The organism is Carboxydocella sporoproducens DSM 16521, assembly GCF_900167165.1.
Classification (GTDB): domain Bacteria; phylum Bacillota.
The window spans coordinates 16,304-36,790 of record NZ_FUXM01000016.1 but is presented as its reverse complement, the minus strand read 5'-3'; the positions used below and the strand labels follow the sequence as shown (position 1 = coordinate 36,790).

Annotated in this window: 22 protein-coding genes; 21 read left to right on the top strand and 1 reads right to left on the bottom strand. The window is 53.7% G+C overall.

The annotated features are described in order from the left end of the window. The first annotated feature begins 5 nt into the window (after positions 1 to 5). The 5 genes from alaS to B5D20_RS07455 all read left to right on the top strand — a co-directional run bounded on the left by alaS (position 6) and on the right by B5D20_RS07455 (position 6,831). Positions 6 to 2,669: an alanine--tRNA ligase gene (gene alaS, locus B5D20_RS07475; RefSeq protein ID WP_078665614.1), complete on the top strand. Its 2,664-nt coding sequence runs from the start codon at positions 6 to 8 to the stop codon at positions 2,667 to 2,669. Between the two features lie 74 nt (positions 2,670 to 2,743). Next, on the top strand, positions 2,744 to 2,929 hold the full coding sequence (locus B5D20_RS07470) for a hypothetical protein (RefSeq protein WP_078665613.1): 186 nt from the start codon (positions 2,744 to 2,746) through the stop codon (positions 2,927 to 2,929). Positions 2,930 to 3,107: 178 nt separating this feature from the next. After that, positions 3,108 to 4,601 (top strand): spore germination protein, encoded by a 1,494-nt coding sequence (locus tag B5D20_RS07465; RefSeq protein WP_078665612.1) that lies wholly within the window; start codon positions 3,108 to 3,110, stop codon positions 4,599 to 4,601. After that, the gene (locus B5D20_RS07460; RefSeq protein ID WP_078665611.1) at positions 4,598 to 5,698 is read left to right on the top strand and encodes a GerAB/ArcD/ProY family transporter; all 1,101 of its coding nucleotides are present in this window, start codon (positions 4,598 to 4,600) and stop codon (positions 5,696 to 5,698) included. The genes B5D20_RS07465 and B5D20_RS07460 overlap by 4 nt, the downstream gene beginning before the upstream one ends. Beyond that, complete coding sequence (locus B5D20_RS07455; RefSeq protein WP_078665610.1) at positions 5,695 to 6,831, top strand: Ger(x)C family spore germination protein; 1,137 nt, start codon at positions 5,695 to 5,697, stop codon at positions 6,829 to 6,831. The genes B5D20_RS07460 and B5D20_RS07455 overlap by 4 nt, the downstream gene beginning before the upstream one ends. Here the strand turns inward: B5D20_RS07455 and B5D20_RS07450 are convergent, their stop codons facing one another. Continuing rightward, complete coding sequence (locus B5D20_RS07450; RefSeq protein WP_078665609.1) at positions 6,832 to 7,059, bottom strand: CLC_0170 family protein; 228 nt, start codon at positions 7,057 to 7,059, stop codon at positions 6,832 to 6,834. Between the two features lie 43 nt (positions 7,060 to 7,102). On the opposite strand from B5D20_RS07450, the gene B5D20_RS07445 reads away from it, so the two are divergent. The 16 genes from B5D20_RS07445 to pstA all read left to right on the top strand — a co-directional run bounded on the left by B5D20_RS07445 (position 7,103) and on the right by pstA (position 20,485). Beyond that, positions 7,103 to 8,395: an FAD-dependent oxidoreductase gene (locus tag B5D20_RS07445; RefSeq protein ID WP_078665608.1), complete on the top strand. Its 1,293-nt coding sequence runs from the start codon at positions 7,103 to 7,105 to the stop codon at positions 8,393 to 8,395. After that, positions 8,395 to 8,646, top strand: coding sequence for a ferredoxin family protein (locus B5D20_RS07440; RefSeq protein WP_078665607.1), 252 nt, complete (start codon positions 8,395 to 8,397; stop codon positions 8,644 to 8,646). The genes B5D20_RS07445 and B5D20_RS07440 overlap by 1 nt, the downstream gene beginning before the upstream one ends. Then, the gene (locus tag B5D20_RS07435) at positions 8,643 to 9,179 is read left to right on the top strand and encodes a ferritin-like domain-containing protein (protein WP_078665606.1); all 537 of its coding nucleotides are present in this window, start codon (positions 8,643 to 8,645) and stop codon (positions 9,177 to 9,179) included. The genes B5D20_RS07440 and B5D20_RS07435 overlap by 4 nt, the downstream gene beginning before the upstream one ends. After that, positions 9,172 to 9,426 (top strand): IreB family regulatory phosphoprotein, encoded by a 255-nt coding sequence (locus B5D20_RS07430; protein WP_078665605.1) that lies wholly within the window; start codon positions 9,172 to 9,174, stop codon positions 9,424 to 9,426. The genes B5D20_RS07435 and B5D20_RS07430 overlap by 8 nt, the downstream gene beginning before the upstream one ends. A 12-nt stretch (positions 9,427 to 9,438) precedes the next feature. Continuing rightward, positions 9,439 to 10,386 (top strand): aldo/keto reductase, encoded by a 948-nt coding sequence (locus B5D20_RS07425; RefSeq protein WP_078665604.1) that lies wholly within the window; start codon positions 9,439 to 9,441, stop codon positions 10,384 to 10,386. A gap of 14 nt (positions 10,387 to 10,400) precedes the next feature. Beyond that, complete coding sequence (ruvX, locus tag B5D20_RS07420) at positions 10,401 to 10,814, top strand: Holliday junction resolvase RuvX (protein ID WP_078665603.1); 414 nt, start codon at positions 10,401 to 10,403, stop codon at positions 10,812 to 10,814. A 56-nt stretch (positions 10,815 to 10,870) separates the two neighbouring features. Then, positions 10,871 to 11,134, top strand: a complete 264-nt coding sequence (locus B5D20_RS07415) for a DUF1292 domain-containing protein (protein ID WP_078665602.1) — start codon at positions 10,871 to 10,873, stop codon at positions 11,132 to 11,134. A gap of 72 nt (positions 11,135 to 11,206) precedes the next feature. Next, positions 11,207 to 12,577: a VanW family protein gene (locus B5D20_RS07410; RefSeq protein ID WP_079932880.1), complete on the top strand. Its 1,371-nt coding sequence runs from the start codon at positions 11,207 to 11,209 to the stop codon at positions 12,575 to 12,577. Positions 12,578 to 12,645: 68 nt separating this feature from the next. Continuing rightward, positions 12,646 to 13,386: a hypothetical protein gene (locus B5D20_RS07405; protein ID WP_078665600.1), complete on the top strand. Its 741-nt coding sequence runs from the start codon at positions 12,646 to 12,648 to the stop codon at positions 13,384 to 13,386. Positions 13,387 to 13,489: 103 nt separating this feature from the next. Continuing rightward, positions 13,490 to 14,557, top strand: a complete 1,068-nt coding sequence (mltG, locus tag B5D20_RS07400) for an endolytic transglycosylase MltG (RefSeq protein ID WP_159071923.1) — start codon at positions 13,490 to 13,492, stop codon at positions 14,555 to 14,557. Between the two features lie 2 nt (positions 14,558 to 14,559). Continuing rightward, positions 14,560 to 15,777 carry a peptidase U32 family protein gene (locus B5D20_RS07395; protein WP_078665598.1) on the top strand — a complete coding sequence of 406 codons (1,218 nt, stop codon included), beginning with the start codon at positions 14,560 to 14,562 and terminating at the stop codon, positions 15,775 to 15,777. 19 nt (positions 15,778 to 15,796) lie between these two features. Continuing rightward, positions 15,797 to 16,057, top strand: a complete 261-nt coding sequence (locus tag B5D20_RS07390; protein ID WP_078665597.1) for a DUF4911 domain-containing protein — start codon at positions 15,797 to 15,799, stop codon at positions 16,055 to 16,057. Positions 16,058 to 16,087: 30 nt separating this feature from the next. Then, positions 16,088 to 17,740, top strand: coding sequence for a peptidoglycan D,D-transpeptidase FtsI family protein (locus B5D20_RS07385; RefSeq protein ID WP_078665596.1), 1,653 nt, complete (start codon positions 16,088 to 16,090; stop codon positions 17,738 to 17,740). 92 nt (positions 17,741 to 17,832) lie between these two features. Further along, the gene (locus B5D20_RS07380; RefSeq protein ID WP_078665595.1) at positions 17,833 to 18,714 is read left to right on the top strand and encodes a phosphate ABC transporter substrate-binding protein; all 882 of its coding nucleotides are present in this window, start codon (positions 17,833 to 17,835) and stop codon (positions 18,712 to 18,714) included. A 70-nt stretch (positions 18,715 to 18,784) separates the two neighbouring features. Next, positions 18,785 to 19,645 carry a phosphate ABC transporter permease subunit PstC gene (gene pstC, locus B5D20_RS07375; RefSeq protein ID WP_078665594.1) on the top strand — a complete coding sequence of 287 codons (861 nt, stop codon included), beginning with the start codon at positions 18,785 to 18,787 and terminating at the stop codon, positions 19,643 to 19,645. Continuing rightward, positions 19,646 to 20,485: a phosphate ABC transporter permease PstA gene (gene pstA, locus B5D20_RS07370; RefSeq protein WP_078665593.1), complete on the top strand. Its 840-nt coding sequence runs from the start codon at positions 19,646 to 19,648 to the stop codon at positions 20,483 to 20,485. The last annotated feature ends 2 nt before the right edge of the window (positions 20,486 to 20,487 follow it).

Genomic DNA, 20,487 nt, shown 5'->3' with positions numbered 1-20,487 from the left:
CACAGATGCTGACAGGAAACCAGATTCGGGAAAAATTTCTGTCCTATTTTGAGCGGCAGGGCCATGCCCGCATTGCCAGCTCGTCGCTGGTGCCGCACAATGACCCCACCTTGCTTTTTACCAATGCCGGGATGAACCAGTTTAAAGATGTCTTCTTAGGGCTGGAGCAGCGACCCTATCGGCGGGCTACTACCGCTCAGAAGTGCGTGCGGGCCGGGGGCAAGCACAATGACCTGGATACGGTAGGGCGCACAGCCCGCCATCATACCTTCTTTGAGATGCTGGGCAACTTCTCCTTCGGGGACTACTTCAAGCGGGATGCCATCCGCTTTGCCTGGGAGTTTCTCACCGAGGAGCTGGGTTTACCCAAAGAGCGCCTCTATGCTACCATCTATCTGGATGATGAGGAAGCCTTCCAGCTCTGGCAGGAAATCGCCGGTTTGCCGCCGGAAAAAATCATCCGACTGGGGGAAAAGGACAATTTCTGGGCCATGGGGGACACCGGGCCCTGCGGTCCCTGTTCAGAAATCCTGATTGACCGCGGGGAAGAGTTTCGCTGTGATGCCCCGGAATGCTTTATCGGAAAATGTGATTGTGACCGCTGGCTGGAAATCTGGAACCTGGTCTTTATGCAATACAACCGGGATGCTGATGGCACTATGACTCCTCTGCCCAGGCCTTCTATTGACACCGGGATGGGCCTGGAACGGATCACCTCTGTTATTCAGAATGTCAGCTCCAACTACGAAACCGACCTGTTGCTGCCCTATATCAAGGCAGTAGAAGAAATATGTGGACAACCCTACCAGCGGGATGAACGGGGTTTCCCCTTCCGGGTTATCGCTGACCATGCCCGTTCCTGTACCTTCCTGGTGGGGGATGGGGTATTGCCTTCCAATGAAGGGCGGGGCTATGTGCTGCGCCGCATTTTGCGCCGGGCGGTACGTTTCGGCAAGATCCTGGGGATTAACCGTCCTTTCCTGTATGAACTGGTGGCAGTAGTGGCCCGGGAGATGGGGGATGCCTATCCGGAAGTGCGGGAAAAGGCCGATTATATCGCCCGGGTGATCAAACTGGAAGAAGAACGTTTCCATGTCACACTGAATGAAGGCATGGCCCTGGTGGAGCAAATGATTGCCGAAATCAAGGCCGCCGGGGGCCAGGAGATTTCCGGTCAACAGGCTTTCCTGCTCTACGATACTTACGGGTTCCCCCTGGATTTGACCGAGGATGCTGCTGCCGAACATGGACTGACGGTGGATAAGGAAAGCTTTGCCCGGGCCATGGCAGAACAGCGGGAACGGGCCCGCGCTGCCCGGGGAGAGGGGGCTTATTTGACCAGAGTGCAGGAACTCTGGGCTGAACTGGGCAATAAAATGGGGGCTACTCCTTTTCTGGGTTATCAGCATTTAGAGGCTACCGCCAATGTGGTGGCTCTCATCGTCGAGGAACAGCAGGTAGAGACCGTTGCATCCGGTCAGGAAGTGCAGATCGTGCTCAATGAAACCCCCTTTTATGCTGAAAGCGGCGGTCAGGTAGGGGACAGGGGCTGGATCACAGCTCCTGACCTGAAGGTGCGCGTCACTGACACCAGGAAGTCTGTCAATGGCCTGATTGTCCACATCGGGGAAGTGGAAGAGGGGGTTATTCGGGAAGGTATGCTGGTAGAGGCCAGGGTGGACCGGGAGAGCCGGCTGGCTACTGCCCGCAACCACAGTGCTACCCACCTGTTGCATAAGGCTCTGAAGCAGGTGCTGGGAGACCATGTCAATCAGGCCGGGTCTCTGGTAGCTCCTGACCGTTTGCGCTTTGACTTCAACCATCTGCAGGCTGTGACTGCCGGGGAACTGCGGCGCATTGAAGATGAGGTAAATGCTCAGATCCTGGCGGCTCTGCCCATAAATACAGAAGAATGTTCCCTGGCTGAGGCCAGAGAGCGGGGGGCTACTGCGCTCTTCGGGGAAAAATACGGCGATGTGGTTCGCATGGTAGCAATGGGGGACTACTCCCTGGAATTGTGCGGGGGCACTCACCTGACCAATACCGCCCAGATCGGGCTCTTTAAAATCGTCTCCGAAAGCGGGATTGGTGCCGGTTTGCGCCGGATTGAGGCGGTAACCGGTACCGGGGTACTGGCTCTGGTCCGTCAGCAGGAAGAAGAGCTGGAACAGTTAGCAGCAGTGCTGAAAACCCAGCCTGCTGAACTGGTACGCCGGGCCGAACAGGTTCAGGCTCAGATCAAGGAACTGGAGAAGGAGGTCGAGCAGCTGAAACAGCAGCTGGCCGTACGGGAAGTGGCTGACTTGCTGAATCAGGTCAGCAAGGTCCGGGATGTCAAGGTACTGGCAGCCCGGGTGGCAGTACCTGATGCCGAGTCCCTGCGCAATCTGGGAGATTTACTCAAGGATAAGCTGGGCAGCGGTGTGGTCGTACTGGCAGCAACCAACCAGGAACGGGTCAATTTTGTCGCCATGGTAACCAGAGACCTGCTGGGCCGGGGCCTGCATGCCGGCAATATCATCCGGGAAGTGGCCAGAGCCGCCGGTGGCGGGGGCGGGGGACGGCCGGATATGGCCCAGGCCGGGGGCAAGGATCCCGCCAGAACCGATGCTGCCTTACAGCTGGTATACAGTCTGGTGGAACAACAGCTGAGCCAGCAGCTGGTTTAAATTACCTGAAGGATTTTGCCTCTTCTCGACGAATAATATTGCGGTAACAAGTCAGGTCGAGGAGAGGTGCATAGATGAAAATCGTTTACGAAAGCGAGCGGGTAGCAGCCATCCGCAAACAGTTAGAAGAAATGGACAACAGGGAACTGGACTTCCTGATGGAATGCATTGGCCGGGAAAAAGACCGGCGGCGGCAGGAAGTTTTTCAGGAGTGGCTGGCTTTTCTCGATAGCTCAACGGTTAGGCGGACAGCTCACTGATAGGGAAAAGGCTCCTGACTGGCCTACAAGCCGGTTCAGGAGCTTTTTTCTGCCAGTTGGACAATAGAAGTTATCTGAGCAGGTGGGGACAGTTGAGGGACTGTCCCTTTTCCTTTGCCTGCATACTATCTGGCGCAAAGTAGCAAAATACATAAACAGAGGAAAGGGGGAGGGATACATGGTAGCTGCAAAGTTTGGTGCCGATCTGGAGAAAAACTTGCAACTTCTAAAAGAACGGCTGGGGGAAGGGAAGGATATAATCTGGCGTAACTTTACCATTGGGGCCAGTGGGGCCAGGGGAGCCCTGCTTTATGTGGATGGCCTGACGGACAAAACCACTTTGCAGGAACAGGTGCTGAAACCACTGGTAATTCTGTCCACTGACTACCCCGCAGGCCGGGAATTTCGCGGCACCTTTGGGCTGGAAAAAGTCATGGACCATTTACTCAGTGCTGGCGGAGTTAAACGGGAGGAAGATGTGAACAAGGCCGTCACAGCATTGCTGGCCGGGGATACCCTGGTTCTGCTGCAGAATTGTTCCCACTGTCTGATTGTTTCCACCCGGGGCTGGTCAGCCCGCAGCATCACTGAACCAGCTACTGAGGCCTTGATTCGGGGTCCCCGGGACGGATTTGTGGAAACCCTGATGGTTAATATCGCCCTGGTGAGGCGGCGGATACGGGATGACCGCCTGGTGGTGGATTTACGCCAGCTAGGGGTACGCAGTCAGACTGATGTAGCAGTGATGTATATCAAGGATCTGGCTCCTCCGGAGCTGGTAGAGGAGGTTAACCGCCGACTGGACAAAATCAATCTGGATGCCCTGATTGAAGCAGGTTATGTGGAACAGCTCATTGAAGATAACCTCTGGTCGCCTTTTCCCCAGTTACAACACACGGAACGGCCGGATAAAGTGGTAGGAGGATTACTGGAAGGCAGGATTGCCATTCTGGTGGACAATAGCCCTTTTGCTTTGCTGTTACCTGCTACCCTGCCGGTATTGTACCAGTCCCCGGAAGATTATTATGAACGCTGGCAGGTAGCCTCTTTTGCTCGATTTCTGCGTTTCATCGCTTCTTTCTTTTCTGTCCTGACGCCAGCGGCTTATATTGCCATAACCAGCTATCATCCGGGGATGCTGCCTACCAAACTGGCCATGGCAATTGCTTCCAGCCGGGGCGGGGTGCCCTTTCCAGCTTTTGTGGAAGCGGCATTGATGGAGATTTCCTTTGAGCTGTTAAGGGAAGCGGGGGCCCGCTTACCCCGGGCCATTGGCCAGACTATATCCATTGTAGGCGGTCTGGTCATCGGCAATGCAGCGGTACAGGCGGGCATTGCCAGTCCGATCATGATCATCATTGTGGCGATTACCGCCATCGCTTCCTTTGCTATCCCTCATTACAATGTGGCCGCTGGCCTCAGACTGATGCGCTTTCCCCTCATGGTTGCGGCGGCCTTGCTGGGTATGTACGGAGTTATTCTGGGTTTTATTTTACTCAATATCCATTTTGTCCGCTTGAAGAGCTTTGGAGTGGTGTATATTCAGCCGGCAGTGCCGTTTAATTTACGGGATTGGAAGGATGTAATTTTCCGTTTGCCCTGGCAGGCCATGAAACTCAGGCCTTCGACTTTTAATGCCAGAGATGAGGTGCGAATGGGGGACAAACCATGAGCCAGAAGGAAAAAATTTGTGGCAAAGGGCTGGCCATGCTGATGATTGCTACCATCCTCGGGGTGAGGTTTTTGAGCCTGCCCCGGGACATTTCCCGGTTGAGCGGAGCGGATGGCTGGCTGACTGTCCTGGGCAGTGGTGCATTCCTGCCCTTACTGGTCTGGCTGGCCTATCGCCTGGCCCGCTATTTTCCGGACCAGGATATTATCCAGTATGGCCAGGAAATTCTGGGAAAAATTCCGGGCTGGATTATGGGCTGGCTCTTTGCCCTTTTTGCTTTGATGATAACTGCCATCAATACCCGGATGTTCAGTGATGTCATCAAGGTCTTTTTGCTCAGCCGTACCCCTCTGGATGTGGTGGTGATTGCTATGTTGCTCACCTGTCTGCCCCTCATCACTGGCGGGGCAGAGAGTATCGCTCGGATTGTCCAGCTGTTTGTACCTCTGATACTGGTTTTTTTTCTTACCATCATCCTGGGTTCTTTGTACAATGCTGACTTCGGTGAATTGATGCCCCTGCTGGAACAGGGCTGGCTGCCGGTGGTACGCGGTTTGCCCCTGGCGATAACCAGTTTTATCGGCGTGGGGGTCCTTTATTTCTTCTTTCCCAATGTGAAACGGTCAAGCCAGGAGAAGCTGGGAGCATGGCTGCTGGGGGGCATTATGCTGCCCTGGCTGGTAATTTCCGTACTGGTAATTGTAGCTCAGGCCGTTTTTGGCCGGGAAGAGATACATTTTCTGCTCTATCCCATTGTATCCCTGTCTATGGCGGCCACTTTACCGGCCAGTGCCTTTCTGGAGCGCCTGGATTTATTCTTCATCATTTTCTGGATCCTCAGTTCCTTTAACAGTATAGCCATTACCTATTTTCTGGCTTTACAGACCCTGAATCGATTGCTGGGCCTGCGCCAGCTCCAGCCGGTGGCCTGGCTGCAATTGCCGGTTCTCTATTTTCTGGCCATGGTGCCGGAGAATATCGAGCAACGGGCCTATTTGCTGCACTGGCTCAGTTATGCAGGCGGGATTTTCGTTTTTCTCTATCCCCTGGGTCTGCTCCTGCCTCTGGCCTGGTGGCAGAGGAGGAAAAGAGCATGAGAAAACTGGCAATTCTGGGAACGCTGGGGATATTGCTTTTTCTCAGCGGTTGCTGGGACCGCTGGGAGATCGAGGAACGGGGATTTGTGCTGGGCCTGGCCATTGATCGGCCCCCGACGGTTGAGCACAAAGAGGTTTTTCAGGTCACCATGCAGCGGGCTATTACCGAAGCCATGGCCGGAGGTGGTGGCGAGGGAGGAACCAAACCCAGTCCGGGTCTGAATATCAGCGGTACAGGCCAGAGTCTGCAACAGGTTTTTAGCCTGCTGGTGGATACCAGCAATCGTCCACCCTCACTGGAACATCTGAAAGTGATCATTTTCGGAGAAAAGGTGGCCCGCAGCGGAGTGGGACCTTTGCTGGACTTTTTTGCCCGCAATCCCGAGGTCAGGCTGGGGACTGATATGCTCATCGCCAAAGGGGATGCCAGAAAAGTGCTGGAAATTCGCATGGAGACCCGGCAACCGGCTGCTCTGGCCATTGCCGAGAGCCTGGATAACCGCCGCTATACCCTGACCATGGCACCCCGGCAAAATGTGGGCCAGGTGTTGCATGCTTTACTGGAAAAGCAAGGTGTGGTAGTTCCCCGGGTGATAGCCACCGGCAAACAGTTTTCCCTGCGAGGGGCTGCTTTATTGAAAGAGGGAAAGCTGGTGGACTGGCTCAATGGCCAGGAGGTGGCTGGCTATGCCTGGCTGATGGGACGGGTGGAGGGAGGAACGGTTACCATTAATGAACCGGGCCATCCTGAGCATCAGGTTTCCTTTCGCATCACAGATGCCACCGTTTTCCGCCGGGTGGGGCTGACGGAAACAGGGCCAGAAGTGGAGTTTCGCATTCGTACGGAAGGAGACCTGGCGGAAATTACCCATGTTCGTAAACATGGGGAAGATGTACAGGTGCTGCGCCGCATCGAAGAGGTACTGGCAGAAGATATCCGCCAAACCTGCCTGGCAACAGCAAAGAAAATGCAAAGGCATGAAACCGATGCTCTGAAGTTATGTAATGAGGTGTACCGGCGCTGGCCGCAATACTGGCAGGCCCGGCAGAAAGAATGGCCGCGCCTGTTTGCGGAGATGCCGATAACAGTTCGGGTGGAAGCCCATATCCGGCGCAGTGGGGTACGGGAATAATCAAAAAATCATTTTCAGCAGTCGCAAGCCCAGATACAGACCGGGACCCAGACCCAGATAGAACCAGCCCCCGTATACGGAGAGTTTGGCTTCCCTGATCTGGCCCTGATGAAGCAACCACTGGCCTTGAAGCAGCAGGGCCAGGCCACAGAAAAGGCAGAGGAGGAAAAAATATAAATTGAAGCGGTTAACCAGAAAGGTAAACCAGGAAGTTGTAGTAAAATCCATACTCATCACCTCATCAATAGTCTGCCAACAGGGGAGGTAAAATATGCCTGAGCATTATGATGCAGTAGTGGTCGGGGCCGGACCTGCCGGAGCTGCCACAGCTTTGACCCTGGCCCGTAACGGAATTTCTGTCTGTCTCCTGGAAAGGGGGCAGTATCCCGGAGCTAAGAATATTTTTGGCGGGACCATCTATCGTCAGCCCACCGAGTTGCTGGTACCGGCTTTCTGGGAGGAAGCTCCGCTAGAGCGGCCGGTGGTAAAGGATGAACTCTGGTTGATGGAAGAAGACTCGGCGATTAATGTGGGTTTTACCGGTCTGAAGTTTGGCCGTGCGCCCTACAATAAGTTCTGTGTACACCGCAGCCAGTTTGACCGCTGGCTGGCGGACCAGGCGGTCAGAGCGGGGGCCCGGCTTTATTGCAATACCACTGCCCGGGATCTGGTCTTAAAAGGCAAGCAGGTAATCGGGGTGGAAGTGGACGGTGGGGAGCGCATTCTGGCGGATGTGACAGTACTGGCTGAGGGAGTCATGGCAATGCTGACCAGAAAAGCGGGTCTGCGTTCCCAGATTCCTCCCCATGCCGTTACCCTTTATGTGCGGGAAGTGCTGGCCCTGCCGGCGGAAAAAATCGAGGACCGCTTTAATCTGCCTGCCGGCCTGGGCGCTACTATCGGCCTGCTGGGCTGGCCCACCGGCGGGGCCATTGGTAAAGCCGGCATTTGGACGATGAAGGACACGGTGGCCATTATAGTGGGCGGTTTTCTGGATGACCTGATTAAAAAGGGCCTAAGTCCCAGATGGCTGCTGGACCGCTTCAAGCAGCATCCCATTATGAAAAAGCTGCTGGCAGGGGCTGAACCCATAGAATACCAGGCCCACTTGATTCCCAAAGGCGGATATAAGGGGATACCAAAACTATACCGGGATGGCTTGCTGGTAGCGGGGGATGCAGCCGTGATGATATCCGGGCGAAGGGGCTCGGACCTGGCCATGCTTACCGGCAAGTATGCGGCGGAAACCATTATCCAGGCCAAAGCCCGGGGGGATTTTACTGCCAAAATGCTGGGAGCCTATGCCCGCAAACTTAATGACACTTTCTTTATGAAGGACATCAAGGCAGGGAAGGATGCCCTCAGCTATTATGAACATTATTCCGACAGCGATTTTCTCATCAGCCGACTGGCCAATCAGAGTGCCTATGAGTTTTTTACCGAGGGTTTAATCACCGAAAAGGAGAAAAAGGAAAGGATTGTCAGGATGTTTGTCAATTATCAGAAACTGGGCAAAACGGTAAAGGATCTCTATGCCGGGATCAAAAACTGGGGGGTATTTTAATGCAAACCGAAATTCATCCGTCCCCGGTAGAACATATTTCTCTGAAAAATCCTGCCCTTTGTCGCAAAAAATGTCCGGAACATCCCTGTACCTTCATCTGTCCCAGCGGGGTTTTCCACTGGCAGGGAGACAGAATCAGGATTGAACAGGAGCAGTGTGTGGAGTGTGGAGCCTGTGAACTGGCCTGCCCTCAGGGCAATATCAACTGGACCTTGCCTCCGGGCGGTTTCGGGGTGGTGTATCACTGGTGAAAACCAGGGAACTGATTAACCAGCTCAATGAATTTCTCTTTCTGGAACAGGGCCAGGTTGCTCTCTACCAGATGATGGCCAGGGCTGCCCCGACCAGGCACCAGCGCCAGGGTTTACTGCGCCTGGCGGCCATTGAAGAAGAGCATGTCCGCAATATCAATGGTCTCTTGCTAACCATCGGCGGTAAAGTCCAGGGGTTGCCAGAGTTTATGGAAAGTCAGTGGGGTTACTGGCTCAGCCGAATGGGGCTGTCCGCCCTGATCAGCGGGACCAGGATACTGGCTAACTGGGAAACGGTTTTGCGGGGAGCGGTACTGGGGGAAGAAAAGGCCATTTCCTCCTATCGGCAGTTGTTGCGCCAGGTGAGAGACAGGGAAATAGAAGCCATCCTCTGGTTTAATCTCATTGATGAGGAACTGCATGCCTGCTGGCTGGAATTTTGTGCAACACAAAGAGGAAAAAAAACAATTGTGGCGAATATTATGGTAAGAGAGCCTGGGCAACCGGCAAGGGAGGCTGAAAAGAATGAATAATATCCATGATGAAACCATGATGTTCCAGCGGGATGGCGAGGAGAACCAGGCCCGGGAGATCCTGAAACAGGTATATGCGGCTCTGAAAGAAAAGGGCTATAACCCCATCAATCAACTGGTTGGCTATTTGCTATCCGGTGACCCGGCCTATATTACCAACCATAACCAGGCCCGTTCCCTGATCAAAAGGATAGAGCGGGATGAGTTGCTGGAAGAACTTGTAAAGACTTATTTAAATCAGCTCTAACAGGAGGATGACGTGGAATACCGGCAGTTAGGTCAAACTGGAATTGAAGTATCCCGCCTCTGTTTCGGGGCTCTTACCATTGGGCCCTTGCAGGCAAATCTTCCCCTGGACCGGGGTGCGGCGGTGTTGCGCTACGCCCTGGAGCTGGGGGTTAATTTTATCGATACCGCCCAGCTATACCGAACCTATCCTTATATCCGCCAGGCGTTGAGGGGCTGGGATAAGCCAGTGGTGATTGCCAGCAAAACCTATGCCTATACCAGGGAAGGGGCAGCGGCGGCTCTGGAGGAAGCCCGCCGGGAACTGGACCGGGATGTGATCGATATCTTTCTCCTGCATGAACAGGAATCCATCCACACCGTCAGAGGTCACTGGGAGGCAGTGGAATATCTGCTGCAGGCCCGGGAAAAAGGGCTGATTAGGGAGGTAGGCCTGTCCACTCACCGCATTGCCGGGGTGGAAGCGGCTCTGGCTTTTCCTGAGCTGACAGTTATTCATCCTCTGTATAATCTGGCTGGAATTGGCATCGGTGACGGGGATGCTGCGGCCATGGCAGAGGCTATTGCCCGGGCGGCGGCAGCGGGAAAAGGCATTTACAGCATGAAACCTCTGGCCGGTGGCAATTTGTTAAGCCGGCGGGAAGAAGCTCTGCAGTTTGTTCTGTCTACCCCCGGGATTGCGGCGGTAGCCATCGGCATGCAAAGTGAGGCAGAAGTGGAATATAATCTGGCCTTTTTCAGTGGCCAAACACCACCTCACGAGGCGGCAGCACGGATCAGCAGCCAGCCCCGCCGCCTGCATATTGAGGACTGGTGTCAGGGTTGTGGACGCTGTGTTGAACGCTGTCAGCAACAGGCTTTGTACCTGCAGGGCGAAAAGGTGGAAGTTGATCGGAACAAATGTCTGCTCTGCGGTTATTGCTCAGCGGTTTGTCCTGATTTTTGTTTGAAAATCTTTTAAGAGGAGCTGGCTATATGCGGATAATGGGATTGGATGTAGGGGACAAGACTATCGGCATTGCCCTCAGTGACCCGCTGGGCTGGACGGCCCAGCCGTTGAAGGTACTGCGCCGGACCAGCCTGCAGCAGGATCTGGCGGAACTGGCCCGGCTCTGCCAGGAGCAGGAAGTGGAAAAAATCGTGGTGGGTTTGCCCCGGAATATGAATGGAACCTACGGTCCGCGGGCACAATTAGTGATGGAGTTTAAAGAAAATCTGGAAAAGGTGCTGGGGCTACCGGTAGAAACCTGGGATGAACGCCTATCCACTTTAGCGGCGGAACGGACCCTGCTGGCTGCCGATGTGAGCCGGGCCCGGCGCAAGCAGGTGGTGGATAAGCTGGCAGCGGTTGTCATCCTGCAGGGATATCTGGACAGGCAGCGCAATTGACAAAAGCTGCCGGCTGGAGTAAAATACAATTATTCTGATAGAAGAGGTGAATCAAAATGGTAGATGAAAGAGAAGATGTGATCATCCTGGAAGACGAGGAAGGCAATGAGCATCAGTTTGAAATTATCGATGTCTTTGAAATGGACGATAACCGCTATGCTGTACTGCAGGCTGTTGACAATGAAGAAGAAGCTGTTATCCTCAAAGTAATCACTGAAGATGGGGAAGATATCCTGGTAGACATCGAAGATGATGAGGAGTTCGACCGGGCAGCGGAATACTGGGAAGCAAGCCTGGAGGCCGAAGATTTCGAAGACTAAAGCTGAGCACTGGACGCTTTCTATATGAAAGCGTCTTTGTTTCATTTTTTAGAAAGATGGGGGAGAAAAGGGATGAAAAAGCTGGCAGTCATTGTCCTGCTGGTACTAACGAGCACCCTGGCCGGAACCTGGCTGGCAGTACAGAAAGTGCTGGGGAATGATACCATTGTGGAGGGAGTTTATTTTGGTACCATTAACCTGGGAGGGAAAAGCCGGCAGGAAGCAGCCCGGTTGCTGGCTACCGAAGAGAACAAGGAACAGGAACGGCTGGTGACTTTACGCCTGGAAGACCGCAGCTGGCAGTTCAGTAAAAAGGAACTGGGCTATGGCTGGGACTTGCAGGCCATGCTGGACTGGGCCTGGGCCCAGGGGCGCGGCGGTTGGCCCTGGGAGGAATGGCAGGCTCGACGGCGCTTGCAGGAGCAACCGGCAGAAGTACCCCTCAAAGAAAAAGTGGATTTAACCCTGGCCCGCAAGCAGCTGGAAACAGTAGCAGAGGCGGTATATGTCAAGCCCGTGGACTGGGAACTGACCGTCAATGCTGCTGACCAGGTGGTATATATTCCGGGGAAACAGGGCAGCAAGCTGGACATGGAGGCAGCCCTGCGTCAGCTGGAACCGGCATTGCTGGAACGTCAGGCCAAACCCATCCAGCTGGCACGGGTACCGGTAGAACCGGCGGTAAACCGGGAAACCCTGGATAATATGCGGATCAAGGCGATTATCAGTCAGTTTTCTACCACCTTTGATCCGAAAAATGTGGACAGAGCTTATAATGTAATGGTGGCAGCCAATGCTGTCAATGGTGTCCTGCTGGCTCCGGGCCAGGTCTTTTCCTTTAACAAAATCGTTGGACCTCGTTCCAAAGAAGCGGGTTACCGGGACGCGCCAGTAATTATAAATAATGAACTGGTTCCAGGGGTTGGTGGTGGTGTCTGTCAGGTTTCAACCACTCTTTATAATAGCGTTCTCCTGGCCGGACTGGAAATCGTCGAGCGCACCAATCACTCTATTCCTGTCAAATATGTACCTGTTGGCCGGGATGCTACGGTTACCTATGGTGGCCTGGATTTCAAGTTTCGCAATAACCGCAATCACTGGTTATACCTCAAATCCCAGATAGCGGGCAATCGCCTGATTTTCAAGGTTTTTGGCGATCCGGCGGAAAATGTCAATGTGGAACTGATAGATCAGATTACTCAGGTAATTGAACCGAAAGTCATTACCGTGAAAGACCCTAACCTGCCGAAAGGGCAAAAGGTGGTTAAAGAAGAAGGCCACCGGGGTTACCGGCATTATACTGTTCGTATTATCAAGGACCGGCAAGGTAAGGTGCTGAAACGGGAAGTAGTGACTAAAAGTTATTATAAACCGAAAAACTGGGTCTATGCCGTCGGTACAGGACCAGCTGCACCAGCAGCGGTACCGGCTCCAGAACTATAATTTTTGGCAAGTCAGTCCCACCTCTGGCATATAATCTTTTAAGGAAGATGGCAAAGGAGGTCGGGGACATGAAAAAGATAGTGGTGGCCGGGCGCAATGATGCCGGGAAGTCCACCATACTGGGGGAACTGTACCGGGGATTGAAGCAGCGCAACTGGCAGCCGCTGGCGGTGGGGTCGGGGATTCAGGATGAAAAACCCTATCTGCTCAAAGGTATTGATGCCACCTATCTCACCATTGCGGTACCGCCACCGGGACAGGATGTGATTGAGGATATCGAACGGGTGGTGCGGCAGACCGTCAACCAGATCAGAGAGAAAAATCGCTTGATTCAACACGCCAGAAAGGCGCTGGATGAACTCAATAAAGTCCGGTCGGTGCTGGAGTTAGGCCACGTTTCCCAGCGGGACCTGCCGAAAGTGGCGGCAGAACCCAATGTGGCCCTGATTGAAGCAGTGGGTATCAATGATGGCTATAAATCAGCGGAAAGCCGGCGGCTGGCCGATATCCTGGTAACGGTAGTACCAGCCAGTATCAAGGCGGAGATCATCATGGAGCCATCCAATGTGCTGCTGGATGAGGCGGATATTATCGTGGTTACCAAGATCGACGAGACTCCTCGCAGTGTCAGCAGCTCCAATATTAAACTTCTGCAACGCATCTATCGCCACAAACCCATTATCCCTGTGGTAGCCACTGAAGGGGTCCACATGGAACTGGTAGTGGAAGAAGTGGCCAAACGACTGCATGAGGCTCAGCTCATGCTGGACCTGGCCAAAGAGGCAGCACCGCCGGAGCGGGAAAAATAGCAAGGCAGCCCGGGGAGGGCTGTTTCTTTTTGTCGACAGCTTGTCCCCGCCTGCCGAAACCTGTATAATGAAGGCAGACAGGGAGAGAAAGCGGGGAAAGCAAATGACAGCACCTGTAGTTGTAATTCAGAAAGGACGGAAACTCTTAATTCTGCTCCTGTTTATCGGCTTGCTGGGGAGCGGTGGTTTGCTGGGCCTGAACAGCTGGTGGCAGCAGGCCCTGGCACCGGCAGCAGCCTCCGGGCAGGGTCAGGTAGTAGAAATCAAGCCGGCGGATAGTGTGACGGAACTGGCCCGACGCTTGCAACAGCAGGGGCTGATCAAATCAGCACTGGCTTTTCGCTGGTATGGGCAGTGGCAGGGCCTGGACCGCAAAGTCAAACCGGGACCCTACTTGCTGGCGGCAAATCTGTCAGTACCGGAAATCTGGTCAGCTCTGACTTCAGGTAAGGTAGCGACTGTGAAAGTGACTATTCCGGAAGGTTATACCCTGGCGCAGATGGCCGAATTACTGGAAAAGAAAGGTCTGGTGCAGGCGGAGGAGTTTCTGCAGGCTGCCAGCCAGGCTGAGTTGCCCTATGACTACTGGCAACCGGGGAACTTACAGGGCCCACAGCGCCTGGAAGGCTATCTATTCCCAGCCACCTATGATTTTCCTTTAAATACGAAGGCCGAGGATATTATCCGCATTATGGCCCAGCGCATGGCAGCGGAAATCACCCCGGAGTTTGTGGCTAAAGCCCGGGCCCTGGGGCTGACTCCCGCTCAGGCCATCACTCTGGCCTCTATTATCGAACGGGAAGTTAAAGTGGATCGGGAACGGCCCAAAGTGGCAGCGGTCTTCCTCAACCGCCTGCGCCAGGGGATGAAACTGGAGTCCTGTGCTACCGTGCAGTATGCTTTAGGTAAACCCAGGGCCCGTCTCTACTATAAAGATCTGGAAGTGGCTTCTCCTTATAACACCTACAAAATCAAAGGTTTGCCGCCTGGACCCATTGCTGCTCCTGGCCATGCTTCCTTGCAGGCGGCAGTTAACCCGGCAGCAGCGGATTACCTCTATTTTGTGGTTTCCCGCAATGGGGAACATGCTTTTAGTCGTACCTGGGCTGAGCATTTGCGCAACAAGGCCAAATACCTGGCCAATCTGGATACACCTCTGGAGGAGAAATAGGAATGAAACCAGAATTACTTGCCCCGGCGGGCAATCTGGAAAAACTGAAAACTGCCATTGATTTTGGCGCTGATGCCGTCTATCTGGCTGGACAGCGCTTTGGGCTAAGGGCCCGGGCCGGCAACTTTTCCCGCTTCCAGCTGGAAGAAGGGCTGAATTATGCCCGTCAGCGGGGACGGAAAGTATATGTAACAGTGAATATTTTTGCCCATAACCGGGATCTGGAGGATTTGCCGGCCTACCTGGAGGAATTGCAGGAACTGGCAGTGGATGGGCTGATTATCGCCGACCCGGGGGTATTCAGCCTGGCCCGGCGCTATGCCCCGCGCCTGCCTTTGCATATTTCCACCCAGGCCAATATTACCAATAAGGAAGCGGCTCGTTTCTGGGCTGACCAGGGGGCAGAGCGGCTGGTACTGGCCCGGGAACTGACTGAGCAGGAGATTGGCGAAATCAGACGCTACTGCCCTGAGACAGAACTGGAAGTGTTTGTCCATGGAGCCATGTGCATTTCCTATTCCGGTCGCTGTTTGCTTTCCAGCTATATGACAGGGCGGGATGCCAACCAGGGAGATTGCGCCCAGGCCTGCCGCTGGAGCTATGCCCTGGTGGAGGAAACCCGGCCGGGAGAATACTATCCCATTCTGGAAGATGAACGGGGGACCTATATTTTTAACTCTGCTGACCTCTGTTTGCTGGAATATTTGCCCCGGCTAATGGCAGCAGGAGTGAACAGTCTCAAAATTGAAGGTCGAATGAAAAGTGTTCACTATGTGGGTACGGTGGTAAAAGTTTACCGGCAGGCCATCGATGCCTGGCTGGCTGATCCTGAGGGCTGGCAGTGCCGGGAGGAGTGGCTGGAGGAACTGGCCAAAGTCAGCCATCGGCCTTATACTACCGGTTTTTTCCTGGGCTGGCCCCCGCAACAGGCCGGACAGCATTATCTCTCTGCCGGCTATATTCGGGAATACGATTTTGTTGGCATAGTACGGGAGGAAACCCCACAGGGACTGTGGCTGGAACAGCGCGGCCCTTTTGCCACAGGGGAGGAACTGGAAGTGCTTACTTCCTTTGGGCCCAACCGGCAATTGCGTGTAGAAAAGATGTTCAACGAAGCCGGCGAAGCAATCGACCGGGCTCCTCATCCCCGGCAGCTGGTTTTGCTCCCGGGCGTAGCAGGAATTCCGGCTGGTAGTTTATTAAGACGTGCCAAACAGTGACAGTCTGGAGGGATAAAAAATGGCGACCTGGGTGCAGCTGGCAGCTGACCACCATCCGGAATGCAAGATTTATGCCCGCCTTAACCCGGCTGATATACTTTTGCTGGACCGGATTTTTGAAGGGCATGGCAGTATAGGCATTGTCAGTACCGCTGATGGCAAACAGGGGCTGGTGGTTATTCACTGTACCCCTGATACAAGGGCAGAAGCTCTGGAGCTTTTACGGCATTGCCCTTTTCCGGTGGAAATACTGGATAGCTTACTGAAAAATGAGGAATAATGAGAGGAAAAAGGACAGGAGGCGACAGCCATGGAGCGCAGGCGCCGGCTGGTTAAGCTCGGCCTGGTCTTTTTCCTCTTTTTTTATCTTCCGCTAGTGCTGCGCCTGGGCTGGCTGACGGTGGTAAGAGGGCCTGAACTGGCCCGGCAGGCCTGGAAACAGCAGACCTGGGCGGTTGGGCTGGAGGATATACCCAGGGGACAGATTTATGACCGCAATCTCAAACCCCTTACTGATTCCTATACCGACTGGCGGATTATTGTTTTTCCAGCCCTGGTTAAAAACAAAGTACATACTGCTATGCGGCTGGCCAATCTTCTGGGCCAACCTCTGGAGGAGATTCTGGCCCGGTTTAATGGTGAGGCAGTAATTTTGCCTTATCCCGTCAGTCAGGAGGCATGGCAATCAGTACATGCCTACCGCTGGCCAGGTGTAATGTTAAAGCCCGTAACTTTTCGCTATGGACCCCACCCCCTGGCTGCCAATGTGCTGGGCTATCTGGGCTATCCGGACCAAAAACGCTTAAGCCAGCTGCCCCGCGGGGATTACCGCCGCGGGGAGTTGCTGGGTCGGGCCGGGCTGGAGGCCTTATATGACCGGGAACTGCGGGATGTGAGCCCGGAAGGGGTGGCAGCAGTAGTCAAGGATGGTCAGGGCAGGATGATCAAAGGTCTGCAGGGGCAGAATGGCGGCTATCAGCCCAGCAAACGCCGTCGCCATCTGGTTCTGACTCTTGATGCCAGGGTGCAGCGGCTGGTGGAAACAGTGCTGGACCACCGCCAGCTCAGAGGAGCGGTGGTGGTGATGAAAATGGACGGGGATTTGCTGGCACTGGCCAGTCGGCCCACCTTTCACCCGGCTCAATTGCCTGCCCAACCGGAACCGCTACAATTTGTTGACCGTACCATGTGGCCAACTGAGCCCGGGTCGGTGTTTAAACTGCTGGTGGCCGCTGCTGCTCTGGAAGAGGGACTGGTCACTCCTCAGACCTGGATCGAATGCAGCAAAGTGCCCGGGGTAAAGGTCAATGTTCCCCATCCTAAAGGAGGGCATACTTTACAGGAGGCTCTAGCCTATTCCTGTAACCCCTATTTTGTCTGGCTGGGACGCAACCTGGGTGCGGATAAACTTTATAGCTATCAGCGTAAATTACAGCTGTTAACAGCGGTGGTCACCGGTTATCCCCATGCCTATCAGCAGCCGGACTGGAACCGGGTCTGGCAGGATAACCTCACCAATCTCAGTATCGGTCAGGGGCAGATGCAGTTGACACCTTTGCAAGTTGCCCGTCTGACTGCCCTGATTGCCCGCGGAGGGATAGACATTCAACCCCGCCTGGTCCAGGAAATCCGGGACGATTTTGGTCGGGTAGAAAGTCGCTTTGCGCCGGCGCAGCCCCAGCGCCTGCTTTCGGAGGCAACTGCTCGCCAGCTGCAGGGCATGATGAGATTAGTAGTCAGCCAGGGCAGCGGCCAGCTGGCGGAACTGGCACCTGGGGTGGCGGGAAAAACAGGTACAGCCCAGCGCAGTAATGGCCAGCTCAACTGCTGGTTTACCGCCTTTTATCCCACCCGGCAGCCACGGGTGGTATTAACAGTGCTGGTCGAGGGCGGAGAATCAGGGGGAAAAACGGCAGCACCGGTGGCGCGGGAAATTTTACAGGGATTGGCTAACCTGTATTAACAATAACTTTACATACATGCCATTCTTCAGTTAACAATGGCTTGCTACAATAAAGATGGGATAAGAAAAAACATGAGGAGGAAGAGAAAATTATGCTGAAAGCTGTGGGAACTAAAATTCTGGTCGGTACCCTGATGTTCAGCCTGCTGCTAACGGGCTGCGCCAAAAAGGAGGAGGCCAAAACCCCTGAAGGCCAGCAGGGAGCTATCGCCGGTTCTGTGCAGATTAAGGGCTCTGACACTATGGTTAACCTGGTACAAGCCTGGGCAGAAGATTTCATGGATAAAAACTCGGATGCCAGTGTGGCTGTTACCGGCGGCGGTTCCGGTACCGGCATTGCTGCTCTCATCAATGGTACTACCGACATCGCCATGGCATCCCGTGAAATAAAAGAAAAAGAAGTGAGTGACGCCAAAGCCAAAGGGATTGATGTAAAGGAAACCGTTGTAGCTCTGGATGGCATCGCTGTAGTAGTTAACAAGGATAACCCTGTAGATAAACTGACCCTGGCCCAGATCAAGGACATTTATACTGGCAAAATCAACAACTGGAAGGAAGTGGGTGGGCCTGACCTGAAGATTGTGGTCCTGTCCCGGGAAAGCAACTCCGGTACCTATGCTTTCTTTAAGGAACACGTTCTGAATAATGAAAACTTCCGTCCTGATGCTCTGCTCCTGCCCTCTACCTCTGCGGAAGTGAAGGAAATTCAGGGCAATAAAGGTGCAATCGCTTATATGGGTCTTGGCTATGTCAATGAGACTGTCAAAGCTGTGAAAGTTGCAAAAGATGCCAGTGATGCCGGGCTGGCTCCTAACCTGGAAACCGTAAAGAGCGGAGAATATCCCATTTCCCGCAAACTCTATCTCTACTCCGCTGGAGAACCTAAAGGAGTAGGTAAAGCCTTTATTGACTATGCTCTCAGCTCTGATGGCCAGAAAACGGTTGAAGAAATGGGATTCATTCCCTTAAAATAAAGTTAACCTTCCGGCTAGAGGAGTCGGGATTCCCGGCTCCTCTTGGCCTGTTTGTACGAGGAGGTAAAACATGGAAAGAGCGGTTGAATTTTTATTGAAAGCCGTAGCTCTCCTTTCGATTCTGGTGATCGGACTAATTTTTCTTTTCCTTTTCAAAGAATCCTTGCCGGTTTTAACCAAAGTTCCCCTTAGTGACTTTTTTACCAGCAAGATCTGGGCTCCTACTGATACTCCACCTAAATTCAGCCTGCTGCCCCTGCTGGCAGGTTCTTTCCTGGTTACTCTGGGGGCGCTGGTTATTGCTGTCCCGCTGGGATTGGCAACAGCCATTTATCTGGGCCAAATCGCCCATCCTACTATCCGGGGAATACTGAAGCCTGCCATCGAGGTACTGGCAGGGATTCCTTCTGTTGTTTATGGCTTTTTTGCTCTGATGGTACTAGCTCCGAAAATCAAGAGCCTGTTTCATCTGGATACCGGTCTTACTGCCTTGACTGGTTCGATCATCCTGGCCATTATGGCTTTACCCACCATTGTCTCTGTTTCTGAAGACGCAATCAATGCTGTACCGCGGCGATATGCGGAAGCATCTCTCAGCCTGGGGGCTACCCGCTGGCAGACCATCAAACATGTGATCGTTCCGGCGGCATTTTCCGGTATTACCGCTGCTGTCATGCTGGGTATGGGAAGAGCGATCGGGGAGACCATGGCGGTGATGATGGCTACTGGTAATGCGGCGGTGATTCCGAAAGGTTTTCTGGTGCCGGTGCGGACTATGACTGCTACCATAGCCGCCGAGATGGGGGAAGTGCCTCGAGGCAGTGAACATTACCATGCTCTTTTTTTGATCGGTCTGGTGCTGATGATCATTACCCTGGTGATTAACTTAATTGCCGACTATGTGGCCCGCAAAGTCAAGGAGGTGGAGTAGATGAGTCCAAAACTGCAAGAAAAAATTGCCTTTTCGGTTTTGCGGCTGGTCACCATCCTGATTATTGCGGTCCTGGCCTGGCTTTTATATGATATTCTCAGCAAAGGATTGCCCGCTATCAGCTGGGATTTTCTTACTGATAAACCCCGGCGGGGTATGACCAAAGGCGGAATTTTTCCTGCCATAGTAGGTACACTTCATCTCGTGTTCTGGACGATAGTTTTTGCTCTCCCTACCGGTGTAATGACCGCTATCTATCTCTCAGAATACGCCAGGGATAACTGGCTTACCCGCCTGATTCGCCTGGCCATCATGAATCTGGCCGGTATACCTTCAGTGGTGTTCGGGCTATTTGGACTGGGTCTGTTTGTTATCTATTTTGGGTTTGGGGCATCCATTCTGGCAGGTTCTTTGACACTGGCACTGATGACTTTGCCGGTAATTATCACTACTGCTGAAGAGGCCCTGCGCACTGTGCCCCAGTCCTACCGGCAGGCCAGTCTGGCTCTGGGGGCGACCAAACTGCAGACCATTATCAGAATCGTCTTGCCCCAGGCTATGCCGGGGATTATCACCGGCTCCATCCTGGGGATTGCGCGGGCAGCCGGGGAAACAGCTCCTATTCTGCTAACAGTAGCAGCTTTCTTCTTGCCCAAACTGCCGACCAGTATTTTTGACCAGGTTATGGCCTTGCCCTACCACCTGTATGTGATAGCAACCCAGGTGCCGGGAGTGGAGGATAAAATTCCCTACGGTACAGCGGTAGTCCTGTTGATGCTGGTGCTGGGGCTGAATCTGACCGCCACCTTGTTACGCAGTTATTTTGCCAGACAGCGCTAAGA